The organism is Citricoccus zhacaiensis (genome assembly GCF_014645315.1).
GTDB lineage: Bacteria > Actinomycetota > Actinomycetes > Actinomycetales > Micrococcaceae > Citricoccus > Citricoccus zhacaiensis.
Genome location: NZ_BMLQ01000012.1, coordinates 1 through 17,615, shown reverse-complemented (window position 1 = coordinate 17,615; position 17,615 = coordinate 1). Strand labels below are relative to the sequence as shown.

General features: G+C 70.0%; 15 protein-coding genes. 7 read left to right on the top strand and 8 right to left on the bottom strand.

Annotation, left to right across the window (positions count from 1 at the left end; all coding sequences use genetic code 11):
- Positions 1-116 precede the first annotated feature (116 nt).
- Positions 117-1,025, bottom strand: a complete 909-nt coding sequence (locus IEX49_RS15575; protein ID WP_188807047.1) for a LysR family transcriptional regulator — start codon at positions 1,023-1,025, stop codon at positions 117-119.
- A 73-nt stretch (positions 1,026-1,098) separates the two neighbouring features.
- On the opposite strand from IEX49_RS15575, the gene IEX49_RS15570 reads away from it, so the two are divergent.
- Complete coding sequence (locus IEX49_RS15570; RefSeq protein WP_188807045.1) at positions 1,099-1,803, top strand: SDR family NAD(P)-dependent oxidoreductase; 705 nt, start codon at positions 1,099-1,101, stop codon at positions 1,801-1,803.
- A 102-nt stretch (positions 1,804-1,905) separates the two neighbouring features.
- Here IEX49_RS15570 and IEX49_RS15565 read toward each other — a convergent pair whose 3' ends face one another.
- From IEX49_RS15565 to IEX49_RS15540, 6 genes are all read right to left on the bottom strand, one after another.
- Positions 1,906-2,778 carry a methylenetetrahydrofolate reductase gene (locus IEX49_RS15565; protein ID WP_188807043.1) on the bottom strand — a complete coding sequence of 291 codons (873 nt, stop codon included), beginning with the start codon at positions 2,776-2,778 and terminating at the stop codon, positions 1,906-1,908.
- Positions 2,779-2,974: 196 nt separating this feature from the next.
- Entirely contained in the window at positions 2,975-3,628 is a 654-nt protein-coding gene (locus IEX49_RS15560) for a trimeric intracellular cation channel family protein (RefSeq protein WP_188807041.1), read from the bottom strand.
- 136 nt (positions 3,629-3,764) lie between these two features.
- Positions 3,765-5,066: an acyltransferase family protein gene (locus IEX49_RS15555; RefSeq protein WP_229672783.1), complete on the bottom strand. Its 1,302-nt coding sequence runs from the start codon at positions 5,064-5,066 to the stop codon at positions 3,765-3,767.
- A gap of 149 nt (positions 5,067-5,215) precedes the next feature.
- Entirely contained in the window at positions 5,216-6,688 is a 1,473-nt protein-coding gene (gene purB, locus IEX49_RS15550) for an adenylosuccinate lyase (RefSeq protein ID WP_188807037.1), read from the bottom strand.
- Between the two features lie 133 nt (positions 6,689-6,821).
- A complete protein-coding gene (locus IEX49_RS15545; RefSeq protein ID WP_188807168.1) occupies positions 6,822-8,354 on the bottom strand; it encodes a DUF1846 domain-containing protein in 1,533 nt (510 codons plus the stop codon).
- A 127-nt stretch (positions 8,355-8,481) separates the two neighbouring features.
- Positions 8,482-9,096, bottom strand: a complete 615-nt coding sequence (locus IEX49_RS15540; RefSeq protein ID WP_188807035.1) for a flavin reductase family protein — start codon at positions 9,094-9,096, stop codon at positions 8,482-8,484.
- A gap of 248 nt (positions 9,097-9,344) precedes the next feature.
- On the opposite strand from IEX49_RS15540, the gene IEX49_RS15535 reads away from it, so the two are divergent.
- The gene (locus IEX49_RS15535; protein ID WP_188807034.1) at positions 9,345-9,806 is read left to right on the top strand and encodes a hypothetical protein; all 462 of its coding nucleotides are present in this window, start codon (positions 9,345-9,347) and stop codon (positions 9,804-9,806) included.
- A 37-nt stretch (positions 9,807-9,843) separates the two neighbouring features.
- Complete coding sequence (locus IEX49_RS15530) at positions 9,844-11,448, top strand: hypothetical protein (RefSeq protein ID WP_188807032.1); 1,605 nt, start codon at positions 9,844-9,846, stop codon at positions 11,446-11,448.
- A 38-nt stretch (positions 11,449-11,486) separates the two neighbouring features.
- Here IEX49_RS15530 and IEX49_RS15525 read toward each other — a convergent pair whose 3' ends face one another.
- Positions 11,487-11,903 (bottom strand): phage holin family protein, encoded by a 417-nt coding sequence (locus tag IEX49_RS15525; protein WP_188807030.1) that lies wholly within the window; start codon positions 11,901-11,903, stop codon positions 11,487-11,489.
- 95 nt (positions 11,904-11,998) lie between these two features.
- On the opposite strand from IEX49_RS15525, the gene IEX49_RS15520 reads away from it, so the two are divergent.
- The 4 genes from IEX49_RS15520 (at position 11,999) to IEX49_RS15505 (ending at position 17,278) form a co-directional block, all read left to right on the top strand.
- Positions 11,999-13,108, top strand: a complete 1,110-nt coding sequence (locus IEX49_RS15520; RefSeq protein ID WP_188807028.1) for a histidinol-phosphate transaminase — start codon at positions 11,999-12,001, stop codon at positions 13,106-13,108.
- Between the two features lie 154 nt (positions 13,109-13,262).
- Positions 13,263-14,468: a thiamine pyrophosphate-dependent enzyme gene (locus IEX49_RS15515; protein WP_188807026.1), complete on the top strand. Its 1,206-nt coding sequence runs from the start codon at positions 13,263-13,265 to the stop codon at positions 14,466-14,468.
- Positions 14,465-15,538 (top strand): alpha-ketoacid dehydrogenase subunit beta, encoded by a 1,074-nt coding sequence (locus tag IEX49_RS15510; protein WP_229672782.1) that lies wholly within the window; start codon positions 14,465-14,467, stop codon positions 15,536-15,538. The genes IEX49_RS15515 and IEX49_RS15510 overlap by 4 nt, the downstream gene beginning before the upstream one ends.
- Before the next feature lie 27 nt (positions 15,539-15,565).
- Positions 15,566-17,278, top strand: a complete 1,713-nt coding sequence (locus IEX49_RS15505; protein WP_188807024.1) for a dihydrolipoamide acetyltransferase family protein — start codon at positions 15,566-15,568, stop codon at positions 17,276-17,278.
- Positions 17,279-17,615 lie beyond the last annotated feature (337 nt).

Sequence of the window (17,615 nt, the reverse complement as noted above, 5' to 3'; positions counted from 1 at the left end):
CCCGCAGAGCGCGAGAGGTGATGTGCTTCACACGAGTGTAGGAATGGAAACTATATAAGTGAATGACGAAGATCGGGATGGATTGTGTAGAGAATCCGCATAGTACGTCCGCGTGGCTAGCGCGTCACCTTCTCCGCGATGACCTGCTCGGCCAGGTCCAGCACGGCCTGCAACGCGGGCGACGGCGGCCGGGTCCGCCACGCGATGCCGTGTTCCAGGGGCACGCTGGGCGCGGACAGGGGAAGGAACACGGAACCGGGTGGGAGCATGGGCGCGATGGTCTCGGGCATCAGGGTGATGCCCACGCTGACGGCCACCAGGAGCAGCACCACGTAGGGGTCCGAGGTCTCCTGGACCACGCGGGGCATGAAACCGGCATCCGCGCACTGGCGGAACAGCGTCTGGCGCAGGGCGGAGCCACCGGACATCGAGGTGGTCACGAACGGCTCTTCGGCGAGCTCCGCCAGGTCGATGGTCCCCGGCCCGTCCTGTTGCGCGAGGCGATGGGTCCCGGGCAGGACGGCGCCCAGGTACTCCCGGTACAGCAGACGGGTGTTCAGCGAGTTCGCGGGCATCGGCAGCCCCACGCAGGCGAGGTCCAGGGCGCCGAGCCCGAGCTGCTGTTCAGCGTCATGGGTGAGGATCCGGCCGATCAACTCGAGCCGCACGCCGGGTAGCTCCTCGTGGACCCGGCGGGTCAACGTCGGCAGCAGGACGTGGTTGAGCACGCCCGAGTAGCCGATCCGGACGCGGCCTACCGTCTGGCCGGCGGCAACCGACGTGGCGTCCCGGCCAGACTCGAGGCGTTCCAGGGTCTCCCGGGCGTAGGGCAGGAAGGCCGCGCCCGCGCTGGTCATGGTGACCGAGCGCGTGCTGCGTTCGAAGAGCTCGGATCCGACCTCCCGCTCCAGTTTGCGGATCACCTGGCTCAGCGGGGAGTGGGCCATGTGCAGCCGAGACGCGGCACGGCCGAAGTGGAGTTCTTCGGCTACCGTGATGAAGGCTTCCAGCCACCGGGTGTCCACAGCGTCGATCCTAGCCGCCGGCCACACCACGGCCACGCCTAGACCAGACCCGGCTTACACCATAGGAGCGACCATGCAGCCCCAGCCGTCCCCGGCAAGAGCCCCACTCCGTGCCCTGGTCACCGGCGGGGCGAGCGGGATCGGTGCGGCCACCGCGCAGCGACTGCATGAGGACGGCGTCGAGGTCTTCACCGCTGACCTGGCTGCCGGCGCGGACTTCTCCGTGGACGTCTCCGACGAGCAGTCCGTGGCGGCGCTGGCCGCCGCGTCCGGCCCGGTGGACATCCTCGTGAACAGCGCCGGCATCATCGGGCCGAACGCGCGCGTGCTGGACACGGAACTGGCCGGCTGGCGCAAGACCTTCGCCGTCAACGCGGACGGCGTCTTCCTGATGTGCCGGGCCTTCGCCCCGGGCATGGTCGAGCGCGGCTGGGGGCGGATCGTGAACCTGGCCAGCATCGCCGCGAAGGAGGGCAATGCCGGCATGGCCGCCTACTCCTCCTCCAAGGCCGCGGTCATCGCCTTGACCAAGTCGATCGGCAAGGAGCTCGCCCCCACGGGCGTCCTGGTGAACGCGGTGGCCCCGGCCGCCATCGAGACTCCGATGAACGCGACCACGGACCCCGCCGTGTTGGCGCGCTCGCAGGCGATGACCCCGATGCAGCGGTTCGGTACCGCCGCGGAGATCGCCGAGCTCATCGCCTGGCTGTGCTCGGACAAGGTGAGCTTCTCCACCGGTGCCGTCTATGACGCCTCGGGCGGGCGCGCCACCTACTGACACGTGAGGGCGACCCCCACCACTGGGAATCGCCCTCGAAGCGTCGGGGCAGGGGTCAGCCGGGGTGGCTCCCGACTGGCCCCCACCCGATGGTGAACAGGGTCAGTGCTTCGCCTGGTAGTCCTTGATCCACTCGGCGGTCGTCTTCGTTCCGCCGAAGGTGTAGAAGTGCAGCTTGACGTCGCCCTCGGCCGGTGTCAGGCCGGCGTCGAGGTCCTGGATCATCTTGTCCGGGCCGGCGGTGCCGAGGAGGTTGGTGATGGAGAAGCCGTACTTCTTGGCGATGCCCGCGGAGGTGGCGACGCCGAAGCGGGAGGCGTAGGTCAGCAGTCGCTTGATGCCGGCCGGGCCGGGGACGCCGATGCGGATGGGCAGGTCGATGCCGCGGCGGCGGACCTCCTTGATCCAGGCGAACACGGGGTCCACGTCGAAGCCGAACTGGGTCAGGATGGTGCCGTTGAGGCCCTGCTCCTGCAGGGAGGCGTACTTGCGCTCGAGGGCGTCCCAGAGCTGGGCGTCGGAGATGTCCGGGTGGCCCTCGGGGTAGCCGGCGATCGAGATGTCCGTGAAGCCGTACTCCTTGAGCAGGCCGGAGGTGATCAGGTCCACGGAGGCGCCGTAGGGGCCCATCGGCTCCGAGGGGTCGCCGCCGACGGCGAAGGCATGGGTGGCACCGACCTGGTCACGCAGTGCCGTGAGGAACTCCACCAGCTCGGCCTCGGAGGTCAGGCGGCGGGCGGAGATGTGCGGGACCGGGACGTACCCCAGCTCCTTGGCGGCGGTGGAGGCCTTGACGCGCATGCCGAGATCCTCGTTGCCCAGGAACGTGACGTTGATGCGGGTGCCGGCCGGAATCAGCGGGGCGGCCTCGCGCAGCGCATCGATGTCCTTGTCCTTGCCGGTCATCTCCAGGGACGGATCGGTGATGACGGAGGGGCGGCCGGAGGCGGTGGGGGTGGGGTTCGGGGAGCTCATGCGGATCCTTCGGATGTTTGGGGGCCGTGGCCCGTGCGGTCCGGTTGCTCCGGGAGGACGGGCCCGACGTCGGCCGGGCTGGCTTTGGCCGCGGCGTGACCGGTCCGTGTGGTCCCGGTCACGCCGCGTTGAGCCGAGCCTAATATAACTATGTCCATAGGTATAGAGGCAACGGACGGAACTCGGTGGATACAGATCAGGAACCGGAGCCGTGCGCGGCATTGGGGGCCGTCCAGCGCCTCCGGAACGAGATGAGGCGGAAGGCGAAGACGGCCAGCATCACGAGGCCTGCGGTCAGCCAATTGAAGACATCCAGCGTCCACAGCAGCGAGCTGAGCCCCGCACCGAACAGTGCGGGCACGGCGTAGAGGCCGTGACGGTTGAAGATCTCGGGGACCTCGTTGGCCACCACGTCCCGCAGCAGGCCGCCGACCACACCGGTGGCCACGCCCAGGAGGATGGCCATGATCGGCTCGATTCCTGCTGCCAGCGCAGTGCGCGTGCCGGTGACGCAGAACAGGGCGAGCCCGGCGGCATCGAAGACGAGCAGCGTGCGGCGCAGCCGGCCCTGGGTGACCAGCCGGAAGTACACCAGGGCCGCGGCCAGCGCCGGCGGGATGAGGTACAGAGGGTTGGCGAAGGCGTTGGGGACGTCCTCGTTGATGATGAGGTCCCGCACCACGCCGCCGCCGAGCCCCGCCAGGAAAGCCAGGAACACGGAGCCGATGAGGTCGAACCCCCGCCGGGCGGCCAGCAGTGACCCTGAGACGGCGAAGAAGAAGACACCGAAGAGGTCCAGGACCAACAGCAGCGTCTCCAAGTACGCCGGTGCCTCGGGGGCTGCGATCATCCGCCGTCCTTTGCTGTCTCCGAGGCCGTGTACGAGGTGCTGTGACCCGGACTGCCGTTGGCAGTGATGGTCCACGGGCGTGCGGAACACCAGCGGGCCCGTGGACCCTCAGGATAGGCGTATCCACCAGCCGGTTCTACCGCCGGATCCGGCGGAGGGCCACCACGAACAGGCCGACTGCTGCCGTGGCCGTGAACACCGTGGTACCGGCCACGAGCAGGAGTGCCACGCCGGCGAGGCCGGCCAACACCGCCTGCGCCACGCGGAAGACGGAGGTGGTGGGCGGCGGCATCCGGCGTTGCTCACCGGCCGCCAGCGCCCACGCGGCCGCAGTGGTGAGTGCCGCGGCCGTGCCCAGCCATAGCGGGCGGGTGAGCCACCAGGCGGCGCTGGACGGCTCTGGCAGCGCAAGGCCCGTGTCCATGGCCAGCAGTGCCGTGGCACCGGCCATGGCCAGCAGCACGGGCATGTGCCAGAGGTAGATGGTCATGGTGCGTGCCGTGACGAAGCCAATGGCCGCCTCGATGCGGGGACGGGTACTGAGACGGGTCAGGGTGGGACGGACGAGGGAGAGCAGAGCAGTCTGGGCCACGCCCACCAGGAGCAGGGCGAGCGTCGGAGGATTGAGGTTCTCGATGAGGTCCGGCGAGAACAACCCCATGAGGAAGGACCCGGCCAGTAGGGCGACTGCGCCCAGGCCGGCGATGGCCCGGGTGCGGCGGTCCAGGGTGTCCAGGCGACCGTCAGCGAGGAAGAACCCCAGCTGCTGGAGGGTGAGCCAGACGAACGCGAGGTTGAGGAACCCGATCCCCTCAAGGCCGGTGGCGATGCGCAGCACATCGACGACCACGGCGGCCGCGGTGAGGCCGAGGACGCTGCCCAGCGGCGCACGATCGTGCGCGGCGGACAGGGCAGGCACCAGTGCCTGGCAGAGGAGGAAGGCGCCGAGGAACCAGAGCGGCTGGCCGAACCGGAACCCCGCCGTCTGCACCAACTCGGCGGAGACGCCCCCGTCCGCGAGCATCGCCAGACCCAGGCCGGCCGCGCCGATGGTGAACACCGCGGGCAGCAGGAGCCGGTGCACTCGCCCCGCGAGGAAGTCCACGGATGTCCCGCCCCGCTCCCGCAGACGGCGGAAGGCGATCGATCCGGTGAAGCCTCCCACCACGAAGAACAGCGGCATGACCTGGACCGCCCAGGTCAGGGGCGTGAACCATGCGGTCCCCTCGGCGGCGTTGACGAACTCGGGGCCGGCCCCGCCCACCGTGACACCGGCCATCAGCGCGTGCAGCAGCACCACGACGACCACGCAGAACGCCCGCACCAGGTCGATGCCGGTGTCACGCCCGGCCGCGAGGGGTGCTCCGCCGAGGTGGCCGTGATGCCGGGACGGCTGCACCCGTGTGGTCTGAGGAATGAGGTCTTTGGTGAGGTTCACCCTGTGAAGGTATGGACGCGGCACCGCCGGGCACATCACCCAGAGGTATCGACCGGCACCCTACCCGGGAGGGGCCCCCCGGCCGGTCTGTTGATACCGGCGAACTCTGATCGCCCCGTGAGGCTGGACCCTCGGAGGAGGGCTGACCCCTAGTGGAGGTGAGCCAACTCCTCGGCCAGGCCGATGTAGGAGGCGGGGGTGAGTGCGATGAGGCGAGCCTCGGCGTCGGGCTCCAGGCCCAGGCCCTGCACGAACTCGCGCATCCGCTCCCCGTCCACGCGGTGGCCGCGGGTGAGCTCCTTGAGCCGCTCATAGGGGTTGTCCATCCCCTCCACGCCGGCGATCGCCTGGGCGCGCATGACCGTCTGCACGGCCTCGCCGAGCACCTCCCAGTTGTGGTCCAGGTCCTCGGCCAGCACGGCGTCGGCCACCTTGAGCTGGCCCATGCCCTTGGCGACGTTGGACAGGGCGAGCACCGAGTGGCCCAGGGCATTGCCGATGTTGCGCTGGGACGTCGAATCGGTCAGGTCGCGCTGCCAGCGGGACTCCACGAGCGTGGCGCTGAGGGAGTCCAGCAGCGCGTTGGAGAGCTCGAGATTGGACTCGGCGTTCTCGAAGCGGATCGGGTTGACCTTGTGGGGCATGGTCGAGGAGCCCGTGGCACCGGCCACCGGGATCTGCGCGAAGTAGCCGATCGAGATGTAGCTCCACACGTCCACGCAGAAACCGTGCAGGATGCGGTTGAAGCGTGCGATGTCCGCGTACAGCTCAGCCTGCCAGTCATGCGACTCGATCTGCGTGGTCAGCGGGTTCCAGGTCAGGCCGAGGTGCTCGACGAAGGTGCGGGCCACCTTCGGCCAGTTGGCCCCAGGGACGGCGGACAGGTGCGCAGCGTACGTTCCGGTGGCGCCGTTGATCTTGCCCAGGTACTCCTGCTGTTCGATGCGCTTCAGCTGGCGGTCCAAGCGGTGCACGAACACCGCCATCTCCTTGCCCAGCGTGGTGGGCGTGGCCGGCTGGCCGTGGGTGCGGGAGAGCATGGGGGTCGCCGCCGCGGTCTCGGCCATGTCCCGCAGGGTCCCGACGGCGGCCCGCGCGGCCGGGAGCCATACCTCGCTGATCGCGTCCCGCACGCCGACGGCGTAGGACAGGTTGTTGATGTCCTCGGAGGTGCAGGCGAAGTGCACTAGCGGGGTGAGGCGTTCCAGCTGCAGGGCGGGCAGCCGGCGGCCAATGTAGTACTCCACGGCCTTGACGTCGTGGACCGTCTCCTTCTCGATGGCTGCCAGCTCGGCCACGCCCTCGGCGCCGAAGTCGGTGACGATGGCGCGGAGTCCCTTCTCCTGGTCCTCAGTCAGCGGGTGCAGGCCGGGCAGCACCTCGTGGTGCGCCAGGTGGATGAACCACTCCACCTCCACATGCAGGCGATTGCGGTTCAAGGCGGCCTCGGACAGATGCTCGGTCAGCGGGGCGACGGCCGAGCGGTACCGACCATCCAGCGGGCCCAGCGGGATGCCGGCGTCGGCGAGGGACTGGCGGGCCGGCGTCGGGCCCTCGGTGTTGGGGGAGGCCGGCGAGGCGGCGGGCGAGGCGGACGGCTGCGGCGTGGAGGACTCAGGCATGGCTGTCATTCTTCCATCCCTGGCTTGTACGCCGGGTTCTGTACACGGGAGAGACATCAGGTGCGGGATTCCACCCCGGTGCCGGCCGGCTGCACCGGGGTGGAATCCAGCAATTGATGCGGGTTCCCTGGGGTTACCTCTTGCGGTACAGGGCCTTGCGCTGGAACCGGGGCTCCGAGGTGACGAGCATGCCGAGGTTGCGGAAGATGTCCTCGTCCACGGTGCCCAGGATGGTGGTGGTGTGGACGTCGCAGCCGGTCAGGTTGCGCAGCTGTGCCAGCGCCGCCCGCGCGTTCGGATCCGAGGCCGCGGAGACGGAGAGGGCGATCAGCACCTCGTCCGTGTGCAGTCGCGGGTTCCTCGAGCCCAGGTGCTCGGTCTTGAGGGTCTGGATCGGCTCAATTGCGGCGGGGGAGAGCAGGTGGACGCTGTCCTCGATCCCGGCGAGATGCTTCAGCGCGTTCAGCAGCATGGCCGCCGAACAGCCCAGCAGGCCAGAGGTCTTGCCGGTGACGATGGTCCCGTCGGCCAGTTCGATGGCGGAGCCGGGAGCGTCGGTGGCCTCCTCGATCGCCAGGGCGGGGGCGACGACGGCGCGGTCCTCGGTGCCGCAGCCCGCCCGGGACATCACCATGGCCACGCGCTCGGAGATGTCCGCCTCGCGGTCATTGCTGCGTTCATCCACCAGAGCCTTGTAGTAGCGGCGCACGATCTCCTGGCGGGAGGCCTCGCGGCATACCTCATCGTCCACGATGCAGCTGCCGGCCAGGTTCACGCCCATGTCCGTGGGGGAGGCGTACGGGGAGGAACCGGTGAGTTTCTCCAGCAGGGCCTTCAGGAGCGGGAAGACTTCCACGTCCCGGTTGTAGCTGGTGACCTGCTCGCCATAGGCGGAGAGGTGGAACGGATCGATCAGGTTGATGTCATCCAGGTCCGCGGTGGCGGCCTCGTAGGCGAGGTTCACCGGATGGTCCAGGGGCAGGTTCCAGATGGGGAACGTCTCGAACTTGGCATAGCCGGACGCGATGCCCCGGGCATGATCGTGATACACCTGCGAGAGGCACGTGGCGAGCTTGCCCGAGCCCGGCCCGGGTGCGGTGACCACCACGACGTCCCGGGTGGTCTCGGAGTAGTCGTTCCGTCCGAAACCCTCCTCGGAGACGATCCGCTTGGTGTCCTGCGGGTAGCCCGGGATCACCCGGTGCCGGGCGACCGTCAGCCCCAGCCGCTCGAGGCGCTCGCTGAAGGCCTGCGCCACCTGGTTCGAGTCCTCCAGCTGGGTCAGCACCACGTGCTGCACCAGGAACCCGCGCTCGCGGAACACGTCCACCAGGCGCAGCACGTCCTCCTCATAGGGGATTCCCAGGTCGGCCCGGACCTTCTGGCGTTCCAGGTCCTTGGCGTTGAGGCAGATGAGGATCTCGAGCTCGTCCTTGATCCGCTCCAGCATGGCGATCTTGTTGTCCGGGGTGAAGCCGGGCATCACGCGGGAGGCGTGGTGGTCGTCGAAGAGCTTCCCGCCCATCTCCAGGTACAGCTTGCCGCCGATTTCCTGGCGCCGCTCCTCGATGTGGCGGGACTGCAGCTCGATGTAGCGGTCCCGGTCGAAACCTGTCCGGTGGCCCGGGAGGCCATTCGGTGCCGGGGACGGGGAGCCCCCGGTCAGGCCCGCATCGCCGGGCGCGGAGGCCGCCAGGGAGTTTCGGGCGGGGGTTTCGGGGGCGGATGGAGCGGAGGGGGAGATCGACGAGGCCACGACGTCAAGCTAGCACCCGGGCCGGACGTCCGCGGGGCTACGCGCCCTGCGGGCGGTCGATGGCCACCACCTCGCCCAGGGTGCCCCATTCGTTCCGGCCCAGGCGGGTCAACGGGTCCAGTTTCTGGGCGAGAGGCAGGGTGCGGCCGCGTGCATCCGTGGCGAGCGTGTCCGTGTCCACCGCCACGTGCACCACCCGCCCGAGCACCATAAAATTCCCGCCGACCGGCAGGATGCTCTCCAGCACGCATTCCATCACGGCGGGCGAACCGGCCACCCGCGGAGGTACGACGACGGCCGAGGGTTCGGCCTCGATCCCGGCGGCCTCGAACTCGCTCACCTCCGGGGCATAACGCGCCGAGGTCTGATTGGCCTCCTCGAACTGCCGCCGGGCCACGAGCGAGACGGTGAACTCCCCGGTGGCCTCGGCGTTGTTCAGGGAGTCCTTGCGCGAGGTCGAGGAGAACATCACGATCGGCGGTTCCTCGGAGACCATCGTGAAGAACGAGTGCGGGGCCAGGTTCGCGATTCCGCGCGCGTCCACCGTCCCCACCCAGGCGATGGGCCGCGGGATGAGGATCGACTTCACCAGCAGGGTGGTCTCGCGGTCGCCGAGGGTGGCCGGATCGAACTCGGTGCGCTGGGTCTTCATGGGGACAGTCTTCCAGCACCTCCGGTTCGGCGGGGTGGACGCCGTGCCCGACGACGGCCGGTCACCTCCCGCGGTCGTGTCCGGCGCAGCGGTGGGGTCCTCCACAGCGGGCCGATTGCTCTGGGCTTGTCCCCACTAGCCCCTGACAGCCACCCAGGAGCCGGCGGGAGTACCTAGCGTCGAGGACAGCAGGAGAAACGGGGCTGTGACCGGCGGAAACCGGGGCAGTGCAGGGTGGGAGGACGAACGTGACAGTATCCAGCGGCGGCGTGCCGGCGGCCCACGGACTGGTGGGCGGGACCTTGCCCCTTCCGAACATCGATCCGGACGTGTGGTGTCCTGCGGTCGGGTCGGGGCTGGACCTCGTCTTCGGCGACGAGCAGCAGCTCCGTCTCCTGGAGGCGGCGGTCGCCCAGCTGTACCAGGTGGTCGAGGAGCTGCGGCTGGTCGGGACCGGCACCCGCGGGGTGGCCGAGTCGGTCCACAGCCTCTCGTTCCTGGACTGGCGCTCGCCGGCCGGGGCGGCGTTCCTGGACCGGAGTGACCGCCTGCGTGGGCGGGCGGCGGACCTGGCCGAGCTGGCGGAGGAATCCGCGGTGCTGGCCCGCGTGGCGATCGATGAGTTGCACGTGAGGATCGGTCAGCTGCGGTCCAGTATCAACACCGTCAAGGCCACGGTGGCGAGCGCCGCGACCCTGGGGATGTGCTGAGGTGGCCGGACCAGTGGCCGCGGCTGCGCCCGGCACTATGACGGCAATCGTGCCCGTGGGCGTCGGTCGCCCCGGACTCATGGACGGCTTTCCGGGTCGGACGGAGGGCGGACGTGGCGAGGCGCCGGCGTCGTTCTCCGTCCACGGCGGGCCGACCAGCATCCACGCCAACCTGGACGATCTGGAACGGGGCAGCCTGCTGCTGGCCGCGGCCACGGACGAGGCGGCGGCCCTGTCGATGCGGGCCGCGGGGGCGGGCTCCCTCCTGGCCTTGGCGGCGGCCCAGACCGGAGCGGGCCGGGCCTTGGCGGCACGCACTGCAATACTGTCTTCCGGGCTGCTGTCCATCAGTGCCGAGGCCGACGTGCTGAACCTCGGCGTGCGGTCCTCGGCCGAGGCCTACCGGAACGCGGAAGCCGCCGCCCAGCGCGCCGTCATCGAGCTGGCCGGCGGTGCCGCCTTCGTCTCCGCGGCGGTGCTCGCCCTCTCCAACCATCCGATCCCGCAGCCGATCACGGAACTGGCCATCCAGGCCGCTCCCGAGGTCATCGCGGGACTGCTCGGAACACTGTCCCTGGGACTCGGCGTGGGATTCCGGGTGGCCTCGGACGTCGCCGGCTATGCGGCCCGGGACGAGGGAGCCACGGGCGCCCTGTCCGGGCCGGAACAGCTGTACCCCCTGGCCACGGCGCTGGGGAGAGCCGCCGGGATCGTCCAGATCGGTCCGGTGAGAACCAAGGAGAAGGTCCCACCGGCAGACGAGTGGAAGGAGACCTGGACGCCGGAGGGCGAGGGGAGCATCTCCACCGTCATGTCCCACCTGGATCTGGCCCGCGAGGCCGCCCCGGGGTCCGTCCAGATCACGAGGATCACCCCGGAGGGCGCGGGTACGCCCGAGACGGTGTGGCTTGTCTCCCTTCCGGGAACCCAGACCGGGGACTTCCACGATGCGAACGGCTGGTCCACCAACCCGTGGGACATGGGCGGGAACGCCGAGGCGTTGGCCCTGGACTCCCAACACGTCTCCGCCGCCGTGGATGAGGCCCTTCGGGCGGCGGGGGCGGGACAGGATGATGCCCTGGTGCTGACCGGATACAGCCAGGGCGGCCTCCACGCCGCCCGGATCGCCGCGGACGTCCGGATCGCCGAGCACTATGACGTGCAGGGCCTGTTGACGATTGGCTCACCGACCGGCGAGATCAGCGTCCCGGCCAGCGTGGAGGCGGCACACCTGGAGCATGACCACGATGTTCCTGCCGCCGCGGACGGACGGGCCAATCCGCAGGCCGCGAACCGCACCACCATCACCGTGAGCGGCTACGACGAGTCCCTATACCCCGAGGGGAAGGGCGTGATGTCCGGTCATTCCTTCGAGAACTACGCGTTCCACGCGGCCCTGCTGGACCGAAACCCGGACGTGGCGCGGCAGGTGCCGGCACTCGAGCACATCGCCGCACTGACGGTCGGCGGCGGGGTGACGCGGAGTGTGCAGCTGGAGCGGATCCGTCCCGGCAACCCCCGGAGTCCGTTGGGTGCCGGGGCGAGCAGTTCCTCCGGGCCCGGTTCAGGCGGTGACGGGGGCTCGAACCGGCAGGGCCGGAGGGCGCTGCCCCCGGCGCCGCTTCAGCTCATCCTCCCGTGAACGCCGGTGCGGCCGGGCGCCGGCCCACGCGCCTCAAGTCAGTCCCGCGAGGAGCGATTGAGCCCGAAGACCCCGTTGGCCACCATGGACACGATCGAGATGATGATGGCCGCGAAGACCGCCGTCCACCAGAAGGCGTCCACCGTGACCTGTATCGGCAGGTAGGAGGTCAGCCAGACGGTCAGTATGAGCATGCCGGCGTTGATGATGATCGTGAACAGACCCAGGGTCAGGCACGTCAGGGGCAGGGAGAGCAGGGAGATGACCGGCTTGACCACCGCGTTGACGGCGCCGAACACCAGACCGATGACGAGGTAGGCGATCACCGTGTTCAAGGTGGTGTCGCCGGTGTCTCCGACGGTGTCGGAGGGGATGACCTCCATACCGGGCAGGATCAGGGTGGCCACCCAGAGGGCCAGGCCGTTGACGATGACACGGAGTAGGAACTTCACCATGGGGCCATCGTCCCACGCCCGCCTGTGGACACCGCCTGTGGACACGGTCCGTGGACACGTCAGCCGTTCACGACCCGGGACTAGGCTGGTGAGCCATGAACGAACCGCAGCCCATCCGCCCGCGCCCGGTCCTCAGTCAGCTCCCGGCCTATGCGGCGGGCAAGCCCGCCGCCCCGGTGGAGGGGCTCACGCCCTACAAGCTGTCCTCCAATGAGAATCCCTACGGCCCGGTGCCCGCGGTCCGTGCGGTCATGGAGCGGTTCACGGACGTCTGCCGCTACCCGGACCCGCTGTCCACCGCCCTCCGCGAGCGTCTCGGCGAGCACCTCCAGATCTCCCCGCAGGACATCGTCACCGGTGCAGGCTCCCTGGGTGCGCTGACGCAGATCATCACCACCTATGCCGGCACCCACCCGGACGGCACCCAGGACGAGGTCATCTACGCGTGGCGTTCCTTCGAGGCTTACCCGATCGTCGTGCGGGCGGCCGGAGCCAAGGACATCCAGGTCCCGCTGACCGCCGATTTCCGCCACGACCTGGACGCCATGGCCGCGGCCATCACCGAGCGCACCCGCGTCATCATCGTCTGCACCCCGAACAACCCCACGGGGCCCGCCCTCACCGGTGCCGAGGTCGAGGCGTTCCTGGCGAAGGTCCCGCAGGACGTGTTGGTGGTGCTCGACGAGGCCTACACCGAGTTCATCACCCAGCCGGACGCCGTCGATGCGCTGGAGGTCTACCGCCGGCACCCGAACGTGGCGGTGTTGCGGACCTTCTCCAAGGCCCATGGGCTGGCCAACCTGCGGGTCGGGTACTCCGTCTCCCACCCGCACGTCACCCAGTACCTGCGAGTGCTGGCCACACCCTTCGCCGTGTCCTCGGTGGCCGAGCAGGCCGCCATCGCCTCCCTCGACCACATCGACGAGGTCAACGAGCGCGTGGCGAAGGTCGTCTCCGAGCGTGAGCGCGTGCTGACCGGCCTGGCCGACCTCGGCTGGGACGTCCCCGACTCCCAGGGCAACCTCGTCTGGCTGCCCCTGGGTGACCGCACGCCCGAGTTCCTCGAGGCGGCCGGCCGTCAGGCGCTGGCCGTGCGCGGTTTCGGCACCGAGGGTGTCCGGGTCACCATCGGCGAGGAGGAGGCCAACACGCGCTTCCTCCAGCTCTGCGCGGACTTCCCCGACGGCCCGACGCCGGCCGCCTAGCCTCCCAGCCCCCACCTTCCGGGTGCGTGCCGCGGGAGCGGCGGAGGAAGCGAAAGGTGCCGTCCCGGCGTCGTTCAACGCGCGAGTAGGGCCCGGCGCGACTAGGCTTGACCCCGGACCGGCGCCGGACGTGCCGGGGGAGAAGGAGTTCCACGTGAACGAACCGCAGCCGCTGACCACGGCGACCGAGTTGCCTGATGGTGCCGTCCGCCTGCTGGACGCCGACGGCACCCTGCACCAGGACACCAGGTTCACGCCCTACCTCGCCGGCCTCGACGAGGCGGCCCTGCAGCGGATGTACCGACTCATGGCCACCGAGCGCCGGGTGGACTCCGAGGGCACCTCCCTCCAGCGGCAGGGCCAACTCGCCCTGTGGGTCCCCGCCATCGGCCAGGAGGGCGCCCAGGCCGGCGCCCTGACCGCGCTGCACGATTCCGACTGGATCTTCCCGACCTACCGCGAGCACCTCTTCGCCCTGGGCCGCGGCGTCACCCCGGGCCAACTGTTCGAGCTGTTCCGCGGGGCCGCGCATGCCGGCTGGACCGCCGAGGACCACCGCCTCCAGCCCTACACGCTCGTGCTCGCCGCCCAGACCCTGCACGCCACCGGCTACGCGTGGGGCATCCAGCGGGATCAGGCTGGCTGGGACGCCGACCGCCTGAGGCGCGAGGGCCAGATCGCCCTGGCGTGCTTCGGGGACGGGGCCTCCTCCGAGGGGGACGTCCACGAGTCCATGGTCTTCGCCGCCAGCTACAACCTGCCCGTGGTGTTCTTCTGCCAGAACAACCAGTGGGCCATCTCCGTGCCCGCCTCCACCCAGACCCGCGTCCCGCTCGCACAGCGCGCCGCGGGCTACGGCTTCGAGGGCATCACCGTGGACGGCAACGACCCGTTGGCCATGTACGCCGTGACCGCCTGGGCCGCGGAACAGGCCCGCACCGGAGCCGGTCCCGTCCTGGTGGAGGCCCACACCTTCCGGGTCGGAGCGCACACCACCGCCGATGACCCCACGAAGTACCGGACGCGGGAGGAGGAGGCGGCCTGGGCCGGCGTCGACCCGATGGCCCGCCTGGAGAAGTACCTGCGCGCCACCGGGGCCGCGGGCACCGACCCGGACGAGTTCTTCGCCGACGTCGCCGCCGAGGGGGAGCGGCTGGCGGCCCAGAGCCGCGAAGCCGTGCTGGCCATGACCGGGGACGCCATCGCGCCGCTGGATGCCGTGTTCGACACGGTGTATGCGGAACCGCATCCGCTCGTAGCCGAGGAGAAGGCCTGGCACCGTGCATGGCAGGCCGGCTTCGCGGATGCAGCAGAGGCACTAGAGGCCCCAGACGCAACAGATGGAGGACGTCGGGCATGAGCGCGGAGAGCACCACCCTGCCGGGCGGCCGGCCCGCAGCGCCGTCAGCCGAGCGGCCCACCCAGCTTGCCGGCGGGGCGGCAGGCGTCGAGACCCTGACCATCGCCAAGGCCATCAACCGGGCCCTGGCGGATGAACTCGCCGCCGACCCGAAGACCCTGCTCATGGGCGAGGACATCGGCTCCCTGGGCGGCGTGTACCGCGTGACCGAGGGGCTGAAGGCCACTTACGGCGCCGACCGCGTGGTCGATTCACCGCTGGCCGAATCCGGCATCATCGGCACGTCCATCGGCCTGGCCCTGCGCGGCTACCGGCCCGTCGCCGAGATCCAGTTCGACGGTTTCGTGTTCCCGGGCTTCAACCAGATCACCACCCAGCTGGCCAAGCTGCGTGCCCGCACCCGCGGCACCGCCACCGTGCCGGTGACCATCCGCATCCCCTACGGCGGCGGCATCGGCTCGATCGAGCACCACTCGGAATCGCCCGAGGCGTTGTTCGCCCACACCCCCGGCCTGCGGATCATCACCCCGTCCAACGCGCAGGATGCCTACTGGATGACGCGCCAGGGCATCCAGTCGCAGGACCCCGTCATCATCTTCGAGCCCAAGCGCCGCTACTGGCTCAAGGGCCAGGTCGACCTGGCCGCGGACGGACACGGCGGGCTCGGCGCCTTCCAGGCCCAGGTGGTCCGCACCGGCACCGATGCGACGATCGCCGCCTACGGGCCCCTGGTCCCGGTGGCACTGGCCGCCGCGAATGCCGCCGCCGAGGACGGGCGCTCGATCGAGGTCGTGGACCTCCGCTCGCTGTCCCCGATCGACTTCGACACCCTGCAGGCCTCCCTCGAGAAGACCGGCCGCATGGTGATCGCCCACGAGGCGCCCACCTTCGGCGGACTCGGCGGGGAGATCGCCGCCCGCCTGACCGAGCGGTCCTTCCTGCACCTCGAGGCGCCCATCATCCGCGTCGGCGGCTTCCACCTGCCCTATCCGCCGTCCCGCGTGGAGGAGCAGTACCTGCCGGATTTGGACCGCATCCTCGACGCCGTCGACCGCACCTTCGCGTACTGAACGCCTACTGATTGCCGGGAGGCACCCATGGAGATCTTCACCCTGCCGGACGTCGGCGAAGGCCTGACCGAAGCCGAGATCACGGAGTGGCGCGTGGCCGTGGGAGACTCGGTCGCCGTCAACGACGTCCTCTGCGAGATCGAGACCGCCAAGTCCCTGGTCGAGCTGCCCAGCCCCTACGCCGGCACCGTCGCCGAGCTCATGGCCCCGGCGGGCGAGACCATCGAGGTCGGCACCCCGATCATCGGCATCACCACGGCGGCCTCCCCGGACGGTTCCCCGGAGGGTTCGGCTCCGGCGACCGCGGAGACCGGATACACGATGCCGGCCGAAGCGGAAGCAGCATCCGGTGACACCGCCGAGGACGGCGTCGGCGAAGAGGCCCCCGTTCCGACCGACGGTGGTGATCCCGCCGGGCCGTCCGCTCGCGGTGCTGCCGGTGGCGCGACCGGTGTCAATGCGGCCGAGGGTGGCGCTGCCGAGGGTGGCGCTGCCGGGGGAGCCGGTGCCGCGCTGACCGGCTCCGGGCCGAAGGCGGACGCCGCCACCCGCCGCCCGCGGAAGCCGTCCGGACAGGCCGCGGTGGCGCCGTCCTGGAGCCCGAGGCTGCGCGAGGAGCCCGTCCGGGACGCCGCAGGACTCACCGCCCCGACCGTTCCGACTGCCCCAGCCGCGCCAGCGACGCCTCCGGCGCATCCAGCGGCCAGTCAGGATGCCGCCGCCCAGCGCTCAGCTCCGGCAGCTCCGGTCGCCCCTACGCCCGCCAATGCCCCGGCGTCGCGTGGGCTGCGGCTGCCGGCCGCCGTCGGGAACCTGGTGGCAGCCGGACGCGAACGCCAGACGGACGTGGCTGGACTGTTCGAGCGCGTGCTGGCCAAACCGCCGGTGCGGCGCATCGCCAAGGAACTGGGCGTGGACCTGACCAAGGTGCGGGCCACAGGACAGTTCGGCGAGGTCACGCGGACGGACGTGGAGAACTACCTGGCCGAGCGGGAGACGAACATCGACACCTCCGGCTCGTTCTGGATGCCGGACACCGGTGACAACGCGCGGCGCACCGAGCGGATCCGCGTCAAGGGCGTGCGCAAGGCGACGGCGGCAGCGGTCTCCGAGTCCTACCGGGACGCCCCGCACGTCTCGATCTTCGTGGACGTGGACGCCTCCCGGACGATGGAGTTCGTCAAGCGGCTGAAGTCCTCGCGCGAGTTCGAGGGGGTCAAGGTCACCCCGCTGCTGATCCTCGCGAAGGCCGTGATCTGGGCCGCGGCGCGCAACCCGCACGTCAATGCCTCGTGGACGGACGAGGAGATCCTCGTCAAGCACTACATGAACCTCGGGATCGCCGCCGCGACCCCGCGCGGGCTACTGGTGCCGAACGTCAAGAACGCCAACGAGCTGTCCCTCCGCGACCTGGCCGAGGCCCTCGGGACCCTGGCCAGGCGGGCCCGGGACGGCAAGACGCAACCGGCAGAGATGGCGGACGGGACGATCTCGATCACGAACATCGGCGCCCTGGGCATCGACACGGGCACGCCGATCATCAACCGTGGTGAGGTGGCCATCGTGGCCTTCGGGACCATCCGGCAGAAGCCCTGGGTGGTCTCCGGGGAGGTCATCCCGCGCTGGATCACCACCCTGGGCGGCTCCTTCGATCACCGCGTGGTGGACGGGGACCTGTCCGCCCGGTTCATGGCGGACGTCGCCGCGATCATGGAGGAGCCGGCCCTCCTGCTGGAGTAGTCCCCACCTCACCGCGCAGCCCCGGCATCGCCTCACCCCGGCACTTTCAGTCGAGTTCGGGTGGGTGTTTAAGCTCAACACCCACTGTGAGTCTTGGTGGTGGCTGGTCTGGGACTGGCTGGCAGGATGGCTACCGGCCGTTCCGTCCCATGGATGTGGCTCAAAAACCCACTGACCTTCGGGTGTCTTTTTCGGGACTTGTCCATTCATCGGGGTGGTCGGCCGATACCCGTCCGGCCCACCTCGGTAGCTTGATCAGAAGATTGTCCACCCTGCGGGTGTGACTCATCACAGTGCTGTTCCGATGTGATCGCAACCCGGACTGGTACCGGCCGGT